Raw genomic sequence first — 13,822 nt, 5'->3', positions numbered from 1 at the left:
TAGGAGCATATGGTTATTATACTTTTAAATCACTCACTGAGCCTACAACACGATATTGTACATTATCTATTACCTTAAAGTGCTTTTCTGCACATTCTATTTTCATGCGTTCTTTATCTCTTAATAAAGACCTGTCTTTTGCTGCTTTAACATCTTTAGTCTCGGCTACAAAATAAATTTTGGTTTCTTCCCCGTCCTCTTTCTTAATCAATGCCCAGTCTGGATTATATGGTCCGATAGGTGTTTTGATTTGAAACTTGGAAGGTAGTTTGACGTAAAACAAAATATCATCTCTTGTTTCACAATCTTCTGCAAAACGTTTTTCTGGACTACTTAAGGAGTCAATTACAACATAATTGTAGAGTGTTTTTACTTGTTTCTTTACCTCTATTAAATTGTCTAAATATTGCTCTATTTCAGCCGCTTCAAACAATTTCATTTCGTAGGTTTGTCCAGCTATTTTCTCGTATTCTATACCATTAATTTTAATTCTGTCAAATTCATCTTTGATTATCTTTACTACGGTATCCATAAATAATTGTGGATTATTAAAGATTTCACCTAAACGGTTTGATTGTAGAATAACCTTGGTTATAGTGTCTCTTGTAAGCTCTGTTTTGGATTGAATGTAGGCCACAAAATCAGGGATATCATATTGAGTATCCTTGATTATCTTCTCTTTAGAGCCCTTTTGTTCTCCGCCCAATTCTATTAAATTTCCTTCTTTATCTCTAATAAACTTGGCAATATTTTTTTCCCGATATATAACAGGCTTTTCTATAGAAGGCATTTTCTTTAAAGCTGTTACACAATTTTTAATAAGCTCTTCTGTACTATAGTTTACCTTGTACTCTGTACAATATCTTATTTTCTCCCACAATTCTAGAAATAGAGAATCTTCCAGCCATTTATCTTTTAGATGTACTTTTTTACGCTCTCTGGCGTTTTTTATTCTACCATCAAATTTAACACCTGTATCTTCTTCAATTTCTGATTGTAATGCTTTGGAAAATGCTTCGTAGGATTCATTAGCAATAACAGTCAGGCGATTGACAGAACGTTCTAAATTACGTTCACCCGTTTGATCAACACATAGACGTAAACCACGACCAATTTCCTGGCGTTTTTTCATCTCTGATTTGGTTTCATTTAAAGTACATATCTGAAACACATTAGGATTATCCCAGCCCTCTCTTAAAGCTGAGTGGCTGAATATAAAACGTAATGGTGTGTTTATATTCAATAGTCTTTCTTTATCCTGCATGATGAGTTTAAAGGTTTCGTCATCAGCCTTTGTAGATTTTCCTTCTTTAGAATCCTTAAGTTTTCCTTTATCCTGACTAAAATAACCATCATGAACATTATCAGCTTCAAAACCATACATTCCTCTGTATGCTGGCATATTCTTCCATTTATTAAAACTTTCCTCAAACCATAATGAAAACTTACCTTTTACAGAGTTTCCTTGCTCGTCATAACTTCTGTAATTAGCCACACGGTCTATGAAAAAAATGGATAATACTTTTATACCCTTTACTTTTAAGTCTTTTTCTTTCTTGAAATGGTTTTCTACAGTGGCATCAATCATTTCCTTCAATATTTGGTCTGTTAACCCTCCAACAGCCTCGCCTTGATACACGATTTGTCCGCTAGAAAATTCTATATAGCCATTCTCTACATCTAATTCATTAACTACATAACCATCTTTGTAAATATCCCAACCTTTAGACAGTTTAAATAAGTCATCTCCAATTTTAACTGTAACTTGTTTTTTTGTTACACCACTTTTATCACTTACAAATATTGTTACCTTCGCAGTTATAGATTGTTTTTTTGATATAAATTTATCTATACTTACAAACGCTCCTGAACTATCGTTTTTGGTTACTACAGAATCTACTTCAATCTGTTTTACCAAGCCTAAATCATATGCCTTTACAGGGTCTAACTTATAGATTAGATTATATGGATTTTTATGTGTAGCAGAATATCTCAGCGTAAATAAAGGACTCAGATTAGCAATCGCTTTTTTACGGATATCCGTTTCCATATTTTGCGGCTCATCAATGATCACTATCGGGCTGGACTTTTGTAAGTATTCGATTGGCTTAATACCTGTTTCTCTTATTTGATTAATTACGTTGGCATCTTTAGTAAAGCTGTCAATATTAATCACCAAAATTTGAATAGCATTACTTTTAGCAAAATTTCCTAAATCTGCCAAACGGTTCGAATCATAAACTTTAAATTCAGCAGGTTGGTTTTCATACAACCCTTGAAAATGGTCAAAAGTTATAGACAGACTTTTAATTACTCCTTCACGAATCGCTACAGAAGGCACTACAATTACAAATTTCTTGAAGCCATATACTTTGTTAAGTTCATAAATAGAACGTAGGTATACATACGTTTTACCGGTACCTGTTTCCATTTCTACCGAAAAGTTAGGAAATGTTGTAGCTATAGCAGTATCTGTTATATTACCTTTATTATCTGCAATTTCATTGTACCAAAGCTTCTCTAAAGTAGCAGAAACTTCATCATTCCTAAGATTGTTTTCATTCTGTACTTTAATCAAATTAGATAAGATTTCTTCTTCGGTAAGTGTAAAATTATTACCTACACCCGTTTCTGTAAACTTAATGCTGCCACTGTTTTCGGAAGTAAAAGAAAACTCAAAATCTGAGTTATTTAAATGCTGTCCTTCAAACAAATCAATCACGGATTGAATTGCTTCAAGTTGATAAGCTTGTTTTGAGTCAAATTTTAATTTCATTATACTATTATAGATTTTCAAACTCGTCTAATGTAATTATACCATCCTCTATAATTGGCGGATTTTTAGAGAAATCAATGGAGTATATTTTTAATTGATCAATCTTATCCTGAAAAGGTGTTTTAATTCTTTGATTATATATAATCTTGAATGCCATGCCGGATTGATTACATAAGTTCGAAATGAGTTTGAAATTTCTATAGTCATCGGTAAAGGGCTTCCAGCGACTGAGGTCATAATATGAGCGTTTAAGTTCAAAAACAATTTCAGGCTTTCCGTCTTTTGAAACACGCCACAGGTCTATGTCTGAAACAGTTAAAGCTGCTCCAAGGCTATTCCTTTGCCAGTTATGGTATGCACTTGAGGTCTTATCATTTAAATATTTAGCTGTTTGGGTATTAGAAACACGCAAACCAAAACTTGCATACATTTCAGATAGCTCCTTCATAGTTAATGTTGTGTATTCAAAACTACTGTCAGAAACTTTTACAGTTTCTATAACGTCAATATCACTAGCGAATCTCACATACTTGATTGGAATGTTAGCTTTTGTTGCTGCCTGCAATAACAAATTGAAAGCTTCCATTTCTTGAGGAGTGGGCGGAGAATCAAGTATTTCTGCTTGTACTCCAACAGCAAAAACTAATAACAGCGGGTTGCAATTATTGTCTCCATAAATCAATTGCCAAGCATTGCCAACAACAAATTTGTAGTTTGGAATATTCTTTTCTCTTAGATATTCATAAAGAGCATTACTTCTATAATAGTCCATATTTAGATAGTTTTAAATTCTATTTGGTTGTCTTGAAATTTTAACTGAGTATTTGTTTTGGAACAGTCATCCCGATTGAATAAGTCGTCTAAAAAAATAGAAATTTTAGGCTTTAGTTTAAGAATTTCTAATTGGACTGTTTCATTAAAAGCATCAAGGCAATAAGCGATTTGACCATTTTGTAATACATACAGAATATCTCCGTTTTCACTTAAAACTTTAAGCGGTTTTTCAGATAATGATAACCCTCCTTTTATCATTAATTCCCAAAGGATATTTTCACTTTTTGAACTTTCTTTTTGAACTTTCGTAAATATGTTCATTTGAGCAACTAGATCTGATTCGTTTTCAATTATATCTCCTCTCCAAATCTTGAAATTGGATTCGCTCAGATTGAAGCATCTTAAGCCTATAGATAATTTATTTTCAAAGTTTAATTTACTTTCAGATTCGCTATTGCACTTATCGACAATAGATTTAATACGGTTTTTGGTAAGTTCCGCTATTGATCGAAATCCTCTTTTAAACATTTCTGATTTTTCATCCAAAGGTTCAGGAAGTTGAATACAAACAAACTTTCTATTACCTCTATCATCATTATTTGCTTCAATTACTGCATGGGCAGTTGTCCCTGAACCTGCGAAGAAATCAAGAACTATATCGTTACTATTCGCTGATGTGAAAGCATTTACTAAACCTTTAGTAAACTCGACAGGTTTCGGGTTTTCAAATTCCAATTCTAACTTCCTAAGTAAATCGTCATCACTACCTCCATAAAAAAGTATAGACGGTATATTTTCAGATAGATTATTTTTTAAAAGATATTTTCTTTGAGGCTGAACACTTTCATCATCTCCAAATATGATTTCTCCTTTATCTAATAATTCCTTCATCGTAGCCGTAGGGAAACGCCATCCTCTTTGTGGTACGGGGCAAGCTTTTTGAGTAGTGGGGTGAAAAAGTGGAATGAAATAATCTTCAGGAGCTCTTTTCTTATTGGGCCAAGCCATAGAAACTAACCTATATACGTTTCCCTCTGAATCAATATTGTTATAAGCTAATTCTCCGCCTGTAAAATTTTGCTTTTTTAGCCAGCTCTTAAACTGCCTATTAATATCTTCTAAAGTTGTTGGCTTTTTGATACTTTCTAAATATTCAATAGGGAATTTATATGTTTTATTAAGTTTTTTTATATCTTCAGGTATATCAGTCTTACCAAATCGATTAAAAAGATCACTTGCTTTTTTTTAAGATTCTTTCAGCATTTCTTTTCTTTCTAACTAACTGAGTTTTGTTAAGGAATAATTCCCGATTTTTTGCATAAACTAAAATGGATTCGTGTTGATATGCTATACCACTTGCATCACCTTTTGGATTTCCTTTGTCCCAAATGATGTTGCCAACCAAATTATTCTCTCCGAAAACTTCATTTAATAATAAGGTTAAGTTTGCTTGTTCGTGTTCATCAATATGAACTACAATTGCACCATCATCTTTTAAGAGATTTCGAGCGAGAAATAGTCTTGGAAGCAACATTGATAGCCAATTTGAATGAAATTGCCCATTTTCTTTTTTGTTTGCTCTAAAGAATCCTTCTTTTATCATATAACCTTCATCGTCTTTCTCTCCAAGTCGTTTTAGATATTCCTCTTTCGTTTCTGAAAACTTATCTGGATAAATAAAACTGTCAGAACCGGTATTGTATGGAGGATCTATTAAAATAAGTTTTACCTTACCATAATATGACTTCTGAATGACCTTAAGTGTTTCTAGATTTTCTCCCTCTATAAGTATATTTTCAGCTGAATCCCAATTCACTGAATTTTCAAAGTCAGGCTTTAATGTTTTAAAAGTTGGAGTTTGAAGAACTTTATAAGCTTCTTGTTTACCTGCCCAATTTAATATATATGGTTCTGTGTTGCTAGTTATATCTTCGCCTAACAGTTGTTTTAACTGGTCTATATTGAGTTTATCTTCTGTAAAAGCTGCAGGAATAATCTCCTTTAGCTTGCCGATAAGGTCTTCTGTTATATTCAATGACTTGCCGTCCATATCACTATTTATTTTTTAATCGTTTTTCTGAATTTTTAAGGGCTTTGTATGCTAATGGTTCTTCTTCCAACATATCCACAATTTTATCTGAAAGCCATATCACCAAAAGTTCGTCAGGATTTATTTCTAACAATCCAGCTAGTTTCATAACCTGTTCTTTACTAGCTTTCCTTTCGCCTCGCTCTATTTTGCTTACAAGGGCAGTATCAATCTCCAAAGCCGCAGCAATTTGCCTTAGCAATAATCCTTTATGCTCTCGCAATTGCCTGATCTTTATACCAAAATCTCTTTGTTCCATTTTAATGACTTGTCACTTTATGTCAAATTTAATGTTTTTTCTGATATGTAGCTCTTTGTCTTTATTAATTTGCTAAAAAGAAAAGTGCTAATTGAAATTTGCATTCAATTAGCACTTTCTCAAAATGACATTTTGTATAATTATCGATTTGTATATTTATACAAACTCCCCAATGTCAAAATCATTCAAATCACTTTTCCGCAAAGTGGAAGAACTGGTATCTGTTTCAGATGAAAGAGTAGTGTCCAAAAGCTCGGCAATTGTTCGAGACGCACCTTCCATTGAACTTTCCAACAAGCTAAATAATTCGGTTCCTTGTAATCTTTGAACTATATCTACCGCTGTTTCCTTTTGGGCTGGTTCCAAATTCTCTTTTTGGAGCAACAACCCCACGGAGCTTAGTTCTTCAAAGGTAACCCCTTGGGCATAACCGTTATCACTGACGGATATTCCGTACCTGTTCCATTCTTCTTCTTCCTCCAAATCAGGTATATTACTGAAAACTTCGTCCAGCTCTTCCTGCGGAATTTGAATATTGACTTCTTCGTTTTCGTCGTATTCAATGTCTAAATTATCAGGATTTATCTCAGCGTCCTGAATTTGGCTTTCATTGGCGGTGTTTGGCTGCGAAAGGCTTTTTACAGGCTTTGGTTTACCCATAATTTCTGGCAAATCGGGTGCAGGAGATACTTTATCTTCTTTTTTATAGCTAATCTTATTAATGACGATTTTCTCACTCACTAAAAGAATGATGACCATAAAGAGGCATATAACTATTACAATTTCCATAATTATTATGATTAAATGGGTTTATATTTATCGTTATAGCTTTTGGTAATCTGCTCGGCAAATTCCTGAAAATGGTAATCCAGCAGATTGTCTAAATAAGCGTAGATACTGATTTTGTCTTCACCGATTACTTGTATAATACGTGTCAGCTTTTCGTGAAACTCCGGTCGGATATAGACCGTTTTTCCGTCACGGGCATTGGTCTCCGATTTTTTGAAAAATGTATTTTCATAATCAGTTTCATTAGTCCGTTTAGTGGAGGTTTCTTATATTGACCACCTGATTTCGGAATAAAGTGGTTCTTCATCAATTTTGGTGAATTAGGCTGATTTAGCAAGAACCATTTTTCTTAATAACTCAAAGCCTGCCTTCCCATACATTTTCCTTTTGATGTTTTTTATTCGGTTTACCTGGCCTTCAACTTGACCATTGCTTATGGATGTTATGACAGCATTATTAACTGCCTGATAGTCCTTTATGAGGTTTTTAGCAAAGTTTTTCAAACCACATTCTGATTTTATCGCCTCATCAATCCAATTTTTTAACAGACCGTCCTGTTTGCTCTGAAACAATCGCTTAAAACCCTTTACCTGCTGCTCCAATTGTTTTATCTGCGGAAATTTATCAAACAGTAATTTCAAAAATTCCTTGTCATCATTTCCCTTAATTTGCTCTAATTCCATATAGAGCATCAAGGAGAGCCTCGCCGGTGACCAGGTTTTTGCTACTATGGGAGTTACTGTTTTGGTTCTAGTGAATGGCTGCATTTGATAAACTTCATTCATCTTGTGGCAGAACTGTGTGTATTTCCCGTTGGAACCCATCTGTACAATTGTTTCATGCAGTTCGCGGTATGTTTTACCTCGATTCTCTTCCATCAAGAGAAAGTTAATAAAAGCGTCCAGGTTGGTTGAACTTCTGGATTGCCTTTTTGTAAGTGACTCCATTAAAACGTATCTTCTAACAGTGCCACGCGCGAGCTTCGTAATTCTGGCAATCTGTCTTAGCGTAATACCGTTTCCGTGTAGCTCTTTAACTTTGTCAAAAAGATACTTTCTAGCGACACTAATATTAGCCGTCGAAATGTTCGGCTCTACGATTTCTAATACTCTCTTAGCTGGCTGCTCAGTCTCAGCTGATGTAGATCGTTCGCTTTTGGGATTATCATAAAGCTTAAATATCTCCCTTAGTTCTTTTCCTTTTGATTGAAAAATCCTTTTGGTTGCTTCTCCAAGGTTCAACAGTAAGTGAAAGCGATCTGCAACCTGGTTGGCTTGAGGGGCGCCCGCTTTTATGCCCAAAGCATATGGTCCATATCGATCCCTGGAAACTGTTTTTATTTCCGGATGCTTTTTTAGCCATTCGGCGAGGCTGCCCGATTCACGATTGGGCAGCAGGTCGATAACTTCTTTTCTTTTTAAATCAACAATAACGGTTCCGTAGGTCCTTCCTTTTTTGAAAGCCCAGTCATCTACGCCAATTACACCAGATGTTAATGAATTAGGTTGTATATTGACTCTTTTGATCACCAGTAAAATAGTGGACGGGCTTACAGGTAGTCCAAACATAACCGCTGATTGATGCCCATTTATTTCCGCCCAGTTTGAGTGCCATTTTAAAAAGAAGATCATTAGAGCGCGTAAGTCTTCTATAATAAGGCCTGATTTCAAAGTGGAAGCGTTCAGTAAAAATCTTTCTTGGGCAGGCTACATTGTCACAGAAATACCTTCTAGCACGCAGCTTGATTTTCGTTATATGTCCGGAAATAGGAAGATCTAAAAGAGTCCTAAGATACCTACTGTGGATCCTAATACTCTTCTTTTTGCAAATAGGACAAACTGAATATTTTTGATAAGCACATGTATTAATACAAAGTTCTCCTGGAGAGGAATATATTGTGTGAGCTTTTAGCTGTAAATTAGAAGGAAGGATAAAATGTGGAATCATGACATAAAAGTATAATAATAAATTACACATTATTATCCATATATTTGTTTGTTTTCAAAAAGAAATATCGTGGGAAAATCAGTCTTAAAAATTCAAAGATCAGAGGCAGGAGAAATAAAAAAAATTATTAAACACAAATGATGCTTACGTTGTCGGCGTAAGACTGTATTTGGTATATCTGGTTGCCTTGGGACATTCAAGCAGACGGCTATCGGAACTCCACAGTATCAGTTTCAAGCAGATAACAAATTGGGTGCACCGATTTGAAAAGGAAGGTATAGAAGGATTAAAAGATAAGAAAGGACGAGGGAGGCGTAGCGGGTTGTCGGAAGAACAGCTGGAAAGAATCAAAGAGGTAATAAAAGAAACGCCATTGAATCATGGATATCAATCAGAAAAGTGGACCGGACCTCTTTTGATACAGTGGATTAAAAGAGAATATGGTTTAGTATATCAAAAGGCGCAAATTTATAACTTGCTAGCCAAGGTTGGAATTATCTTTGAAAAGAAACTTGGTCTAGTATCTAAAGTGTAATTATTTATTATACTTTCACCAAAATTGATGAAGAACCAGTTTGGAGCAGAATAGTGGTGTAGTATAGTGCGGAATATGCACGCTCCAGGACAATTCTCCATTTTTTACGTTCGGCGGCATGAAGGTGCCGCTCTCCAGACGCTTATAATAAAGTACAAAGCCTCCTTTTTCCCAGTAAAGCAGCTTCATATGCGTACGGCTACGGTTCAAAAACACGAAAACCTCACCGCTGGTTGCCTGACGTTGCATCCCTGAACTGATCAGTCCGCAGAGCCCGTCGAATGATTTTCGCATGTCGCAAAAACCGTCATAAAGGTAAAAACGGTGCGATGAACCAAGCGCAAACATCAGTATAGACGGATCAGCTGTGACACAAGGGCAACATCGTTTTCGATCTTGATACGCACACCATTGGGATAAATAATCTCAACATCGCTCTTTCCCCGCGCCTTATCAATTGTTATAAAGCTTCCGAGGCCTGCTGTGTCATTTTCTTTACTGCGCGAAAACCAATAATAAAAGGTCGCTTCGTTGATCCCATTTTCCGCGCAGTAAGCTTTCTTACTTTTTCCGCTCCGATGCCACTCTGCTATCATAGACAGCATACGCTCGCGTTTTTCTTCTAAGTTGTTCATACAGCAAAGCTAAAGCCTAATGCGATCTAAGGCAATATGTACTTCATAGGACGGATACATTTAATCTCATAATATGTTTATTAGATTTGAAGAAAGCGTGGTTAAGGCAACTGTCTCGTTGGTAGCAGGATACCGCTCAGGACGTTTCGTCACACGCTTTCTTTCATCTCAAAACTGGATAGTTCGATGGATCTTAAAATCCGCATTTACGACGATAGTTTTATAGATGTTATTTTATATTAAATCAATGCTATGAAATGGATTGGAATTGATGTAAGCAAAATCAGTTTTACGGTTGCTTACCCTGCAGAAAACGCTTATCGTTTGGAAACCTTTAAGAACGATTGTAAAGGTATTAAACAGTTTATCACCACACTTCAGAAGGACAATTACCAATGTGTCCTGGAAGCTACAGGAACGTACAGCACTCTTTTGCTCTATTTGATCCATGAAGCACATATGGCTGTGTCCATGGTAAATCCTAAACAGATTAATCACTTGCCAAGATGATGCTAAGTGTCACAAAAACTGATAATCTGGATGCTAAGTTAATTGCTATGTATGGAGAAAAAATGAAACCTGATATTTATAAGATTCCAAGCTTGGACATTCAAAGACTTCGGCAAAAACGGACTTTACTTCGACAATTTAAGAAGCAATTACGTATGCTTTTAAATGTTCAGGAATCATTTCTCGCGCTACCAAAAGTCGACCACACGGCAAACAAAGCTCTAAAAAAGACTATTGCTTTCATTGAAAAGCAAATACAAGAATTGAATCTTGATATAGTCGCCGTAACCCGTAATGAATTTTCAAAACAGCTGGATCACCTGACATCTATTAAGGGGATAGGAAATGGAGTTGCGACTGAACTTATAATGGCAACTGGTGGTTTTGAGTATTTTAATTCAGCCAAAAAATTCGCAAAATACATTGGCGTATGTCCCAGCTATCAGCAGTCGGGAACATCAATTAAAACTAAAGGAATCATTACTCGTCATGGCGATTCAGAACTTCGCTCGCTACTTTATGTTGCCTCTTGGTCTGCAATCCGATATAATACCCCGTGTAGAGAATTATATGAACGTTTAAAAATTAAAGGTAAACCAAGTAAGGTGGCGTTAATGGCCGTTATAAATAAACTATTAAGAGAGGCCTTTGCAGTTATTATATCGAATACGGATTACATTGACAATTATACATGTTCAACAGAATAAATAGTTATAAAAAATTTGGAATTCATTCGTCTTGATGACAATAAAATTTACGAGAGCGAAGAATAATTCTGGAAGTTTTACCAAAGACAGGAAGGTCTGCGATCTTGCGGGTGTAATAGCTGTGGATTCTTTTCGAAGTGATGCAGCAGTTTGGGCAGACAGCACTTTGGGTAGTACTCTGAACATAAACTACCAGTACATCTTGCTGGTTATCTTCTGATATAATCCTGAAGTTATCACCATCGTCCGAAAAAACGAGTTTTAATGCATTCATTAAAATATGAACGCTAATGGACGATAAATATGATGGTATTACCACCAAAGGTGGGGAAGAACCGGAAACTGACCATGGCATTTCTGATATTACATAATATTACCTCCTTAATGCCAAAGGATGATTGCTTCTGGACAAAGACTACCAAGTTTGTCATGTGATCGTTTACCACTCCTAGATTTATCTAACAAACATAAAACTAAGAGCATATGGATAAAGAAATCTCTTATTTCAAATTACGGTTACAAGAACGATTGGAAAATAGCTTTCCAAAATTTGCTAATGACAAAGACTTTATAGATCAACGATCAAAGTGGGCTAAAAATGCCTTCGGGGTTGCCTTTCAAGCCGGAAACCCTGTTGAAGAATGTGAACAATATGCTGACTATATTCTTTTTGAGAATTTGTATTTCTCAAAATTCGATACGATGTACAATGTTGTCATCGACGAATTTGGTAGTTTAATGATGAATGAAGAATTACATCCTTTTGCATTAAAAATGCAAAAGGATGTAATTCCCTATTTGACAATTATAAGCTCAGTGATGATTTTGCCTATACTTATGATTATGACAAACTCTGTGGGGAAATTAAAACCACTATTGCACTTTGGATTGAAGAACATGGACTTTAATATGACTGTTGAAGTACTCAAATCATCAACAATTCCAGACTATTCAATTTTTTGCGTAAGGGATAATAGCGGAAATCCTTTTTGGAATGAAGTAACAAAAAGATCCTAGCGCATAGCCCGGCCCATTTGCATTTAATTTTAAATGATAGTAAAACATTGCTAACATACAACAAAATGCAAATGGGTACACTATTAAAATAATAGAAAAGACAATTTAAATCTTGTAACCATAATTCAACTTATTTTTAGTAACCTATTCTACAATTTATTATATTTATAAAAAACAAATATTAGCCATTTGTTCCATTAGCCATAATAATTAAATATTAAGCCACTAGCTCATTTGAGCCAGTAGTTTTATTCAATTTATTAATCTAAAAATTTACAACATGCCATAAATAAATTCTTAACCTAAAAACTAATTCTATGAAAGCTAAAATTTTACTTACGGGCATTTTATTGCCTGTAACTGTATTTGCATGGGGACAAGCAAAAACGGATACAGTAAAAATTAACAATCTTAAAAATGATTTAAAAAACTATGTAACTGATACGGATTTAACTTTTAAAAATAGTCTTGTTACCGATAGGGCTTTTAATCTATTTCTACAAAAGAAGACCTCATATTATTTAAGTGGTGTTTCTGAAATCAACCTTTCAAGGTATTATGCTACTTATTCATCGGATAATGACAAGTTCAATTTCGGAATAAATTTCAAAAATGATGAAAAGGATAAAAAGCTAAAATGGTTACTTACCCCTCTATTCGAGAGTAATATCAAGAAAAATTTTACAACGTTGTATAAAAAAGGTGAGTGGCAATCTGACATTAGATTTGGGGCAAAATTCACTTTGTTCAAATGGGGTAAAATAACCTATAAAGGAATGGATCTCAAAAGTAATCAAGAGACCAATTTAATTATTGTTAGAAACCTTGAATTAGCGAAAATTCTTAAAAAAAATTGAATCTGATGAGGCTGTAAGAACAGAAAAAATTAATACTTCCAGTGGGCAAATCTATAGTAATATTGAAGAACTTAAGAAAATAGCTGCTAGTAAATCTAATGATGAAGTTTATAAAAAAACAAAGAAATATTTAGATTCACTTACTAGTAATGGAAATACTGAACTGGACCTGTTAATTAATACTGTGGCCGATAAGTTGCCTACATTAGAAGATTATAAAACCCAAATTTCTACAGCTGAGGTTGAAAGGCTGTATAAACGAGATTCCTATACTTGTTTCCAAAATTATTGGTTTTCAGTATGGGGATTTGTTCCTCTAACTGAAAGAAAAACTTTCATTGCTGTAAACAATACCGTAAATTTTGAAAAGGAAAAGTTAAAACTATGGGAACTAAACCTCCAGGGAAATGGCATCTGGGAATCTAATAACAAAGTTTCATTTTATGCCTCTTTAGGTTGGAAAATATTTCATAATAACTCTGCTATCGCAGACCTTATGACTTCTGTCGATTATTATCAATATTCTCAATTTCCTGAGACTACTAAAAGTAATTTAGCGGTTCTTGATAACAATAAGGCCTATATTGGGGAATACAAAGAATTTGTCACCAATAATTTAAATTTGCAATTTGTTTTATCGCTTTCCAACACAGATAGAAATGGTAAGGAGAAATTAGTAACTCCGGGAATCAGTGCATTTATCGAAAAAAACATGGGTGATTTCAGTGCGACCAATTTACGTTTCGGAATTCCTTTAAGATTTAGAGGGAAAACAACACCGATCAATATTGAACCGCAGATTATATTAAAGGATATAACCAATTATAGTAATAAAGAAGAAAAAGAGAAGCCTGTAATAGGAATAAATGTTGGTATACCATTTACAGCCTTATTTAAATAAAATTAATAGCATGTAGCCACAAAAAA

Annotated in this window: 16 protein-coding genes and 2 pseudogenes; 6 read left to right on the top strand and 12 right to left on the bottom strand. The window is 34.5% G+C overall.

The window, feature by feature from the left end; all coding sequences use genetic code 11:
• Nucleotides 1-16: 16 nt before the first annotated feature.
• The 9 genes and pseudogenes from BV902_RS13085 to BV902_RS28705 form a co-directional block, all read right to left on the bottom strand.
• Entirely contained in the window at nucleotides 17-2,776 is a 2,760-nt protein-coding gene (locus tag BV902_RS13085) for a restriction endonuclease (RefSeq protein ID WP_075992321.1), read from the bottom strand.
• 7 nt (nucleotides 2,777-2,783) lie between these two features.
• The gene (locus BV902_RS13080) at nucleotides 2,784-3,548 is read right to left on the bottom strand and encodes a hypothetical protein (protein ID WP_075992320.1); all 765 of its coding nucleotides are present in this window, start codon (nucleotides 3,546-3,548) and stop codon (nucleotides 2,784-2,786) included.
• Between the two features lie 2 nt (nucleotides 3,549-3,550).
• Entirely contained in the window at nucleotides 3,551-4,558 is a 1,008-nt protein-coding gene (locus BV902_RS27130; protein ID WP_083663596.1) for a DNA methyltransferase, read from the bottom strand.
• A 223-nt stretch (nucleotides 4,559-4,781) separates the two neighbouring features.
• Nucleotides 4,782-5,600: a site-specific DNA-methyltransferase gene (locus BV902_RS27125; RefSeq protein WP_083663595.1), complete on the bottom strand. Its 819-nt coding sequence runs from the start codon at nucleotides 5,598-5,600 to the stop codon at nucleotides 4,782-4,784.
• A 4-nt stretch (nucleotides 5,601-5,604) separates the two neighbouring features.
• Complete coding sequence (locus BV902_RS13070) at nucleotides 5,605-5,898, bottom strand: helix-turn-helix domain-containing protein (protein WP_075992319.1); 294 nt, start codon at nucleotides 5,896-5,898, stop codon at nucleotides 5,605-5,607.
• Between the two features lie 156 nt (nucleotides 5,899-6,054).
• Complete coding sequence (locus BV902_RS13065; protein ID WP_075992318.1) at nucleotides 6,055-6,687, bottom strand: conjugal transfer protein TraD; 633 nt, start codon at nucleotides 6,685-6,687, stop codon at nucleotides 6,055-6,057.
• Between the two features lie 11 nt (nucleotides 6,688-6,698).
• Nucleotides 6,699-6,938, bottom strand: a pseudogene (locus BV902_RS13060) (DUF3408 domain-containing protein); the annotation flags it as partial.
• 69 nt (nucleotides 6,939-7,007) lie between these two features.
• Nucleotides 7,008-8,357: an ISL3 family transposase gene (locus BV902_RS13055; RefSeq protein WP_237242134.1), complete on the bottom strand. Its 1,350-nt coding sequence runs from the start codon at nucleotides 8,355-8,357 to the stop codon at nucleotides 7,008-7,010.
• A gap of 52 nt (nucleotides 8,358-8,409) precedes the next feature.
• Nucleotides 8,410-8,634: pseudogene (locus tag BV902_RS28705) on the bottom strand (transposase family protein); the annotation flags it as partial.
• A gap of 169 nt (nucleotides 8,635-8,803) precedes the next feature.
• On the opposite strand from BV902_RS28705, the gene BV902_RS13045 reads away from it, so the two are divergent.
• Nucleotides 8,804-9,169 (top strand): helix-turn-helix domain-containing protein, encoded by a 366-nt coding sequence (locus tag BV902_RS13045; RefSeq protein ID WP_075992315.1) that lies wholly within the window; start codon nucleotides 8,804-8,806, stop codon nucleotides 9,167-9,169.
• A 15-nt stretch (nucleotides 9,170-9,184) separates the two neighbouring features.
• On the opposite strand, the gene tnpB is transcribed toward BV902_RS13045, so the two are convergent.
• Complete coding sequence (gene tnpB / locus BV902_RS28700; RefSeq protein WP_075992314.1) at nucleotides 9,185-9,517, bottom strand: IS66 family insertion sequence element accessory protein TnpB; 333 nt, start codon at nucleotides 9,515-9,517, stop codon at nucleotides 9,185-9,187.
• A complete protein-coding gene (gene tnpA, locus BV902_RS13035) occupies nucleotides 9,517-9,804 on the bottom strand; it encodes an IS66 family insertion sequence element accessory protein TnpA (protein ID WP_237242131.1) in 288 nt (95 codons plus the stop codon). The genes tnpB and tnpA overlap by 1 nt, the downstream gene beginning before the upstream one ends.
• Nucleotides 9,805-10,056: 252 nt before the next feature.
• Between tnpA and BV902_RS27740 the strand changes: the two genes are divergently transcribed.
• Entirely contained in the window at nucleotides 10,057-10,314 is a 258-nt protein-coding gene (locus BV902_RS27740) for an IS110 family transposase (protein WP_216640469.1), read from the top strand.
• A complete protein-coding gene (locus BV902_RS13030) occupies nucleotides 10,311-11,021 on the top strand; it encodes a transposase (RefSeq protein ID WP_216640468.1) in 711 nt (236 codons plus the stop codon). Before BV902_RS27740 ends, BV902_RS13030 begins: the two co-directional genes overlap by 4 nt.
• 22 nt (nucleotides 11,022-11,043) lie before the next feature.
• On the opposite strand, the gene BV902_RS28695 is transcribed toward BV902_RS13030, so the two are convergent.
• The gene (locus BV902_RS28695; RefSeq protein WP_075992313.1) at nucleotides 11,044-11,295 is read right to left on the bottom strand and encodes a transposase family protein; all 252 of its coding nucleotides are present in this window, start codon (nucleotides 11,293-11,295) and stop codon (nucleotides 11,044-11,046) included.
• A gap of 209 nt (nucleotides 11,296-11,504) precedes the next feature.
• Between BV902_RS28695 and BV902_RS28690 the strand changes: the two genes are divergently transcribed.
• From BV902_RS28690 to BV902_RS13010, 3 genes are all read left to right on the top strand, one after another.
• Complete coding sequence (locus BV902_RS28690; RefSeq protein WP_443019317.1) at nucleotides 11,505-12,038, top strand: DUF1896 family protein; 534 nt, start codon at nucleotides 11,505-11,507, stop codon at nucleotides 12,036-12,038.
• A gap of 317 nt (nucleotides 12,039-12,355) precedes the next feature.
• A complete protein-coding gene (locus BV902_RS13015) occupies nucleotides 12,356-12,895 on the top strand; it encodes a hypothetical protein (RefSeq protein ID WP_075992312.1) in 540 nt (179 codons plus the stop codon).
• 184 nt (nucleotides 12,896-13,079) lie between these two features.
• Entirely contained in the window at nucleotides 13,080-13,796 is a 717-nt protein-coding gene (locus BV902_RS13010; protein ID WP_075992311.1) for a hypothetical protein, read from the top strand.
• Nucleotides 13,797-13,822 lie beyond the last annotated feature (26 nt).

The organism is Sphingobacterium sp. B29 (genome assembly GCF_001952815.1).
Classification (GTDB): Bacteria; Bacteroidota; Bacteroidia; order Sphingobacteriales; family Sphingobacteriaceae; genus Sphingobacterium; species Sphingobacterium siyangense.
This window is presented reverse-complemented; position numbering and strand designations above follow the sequence as displayed.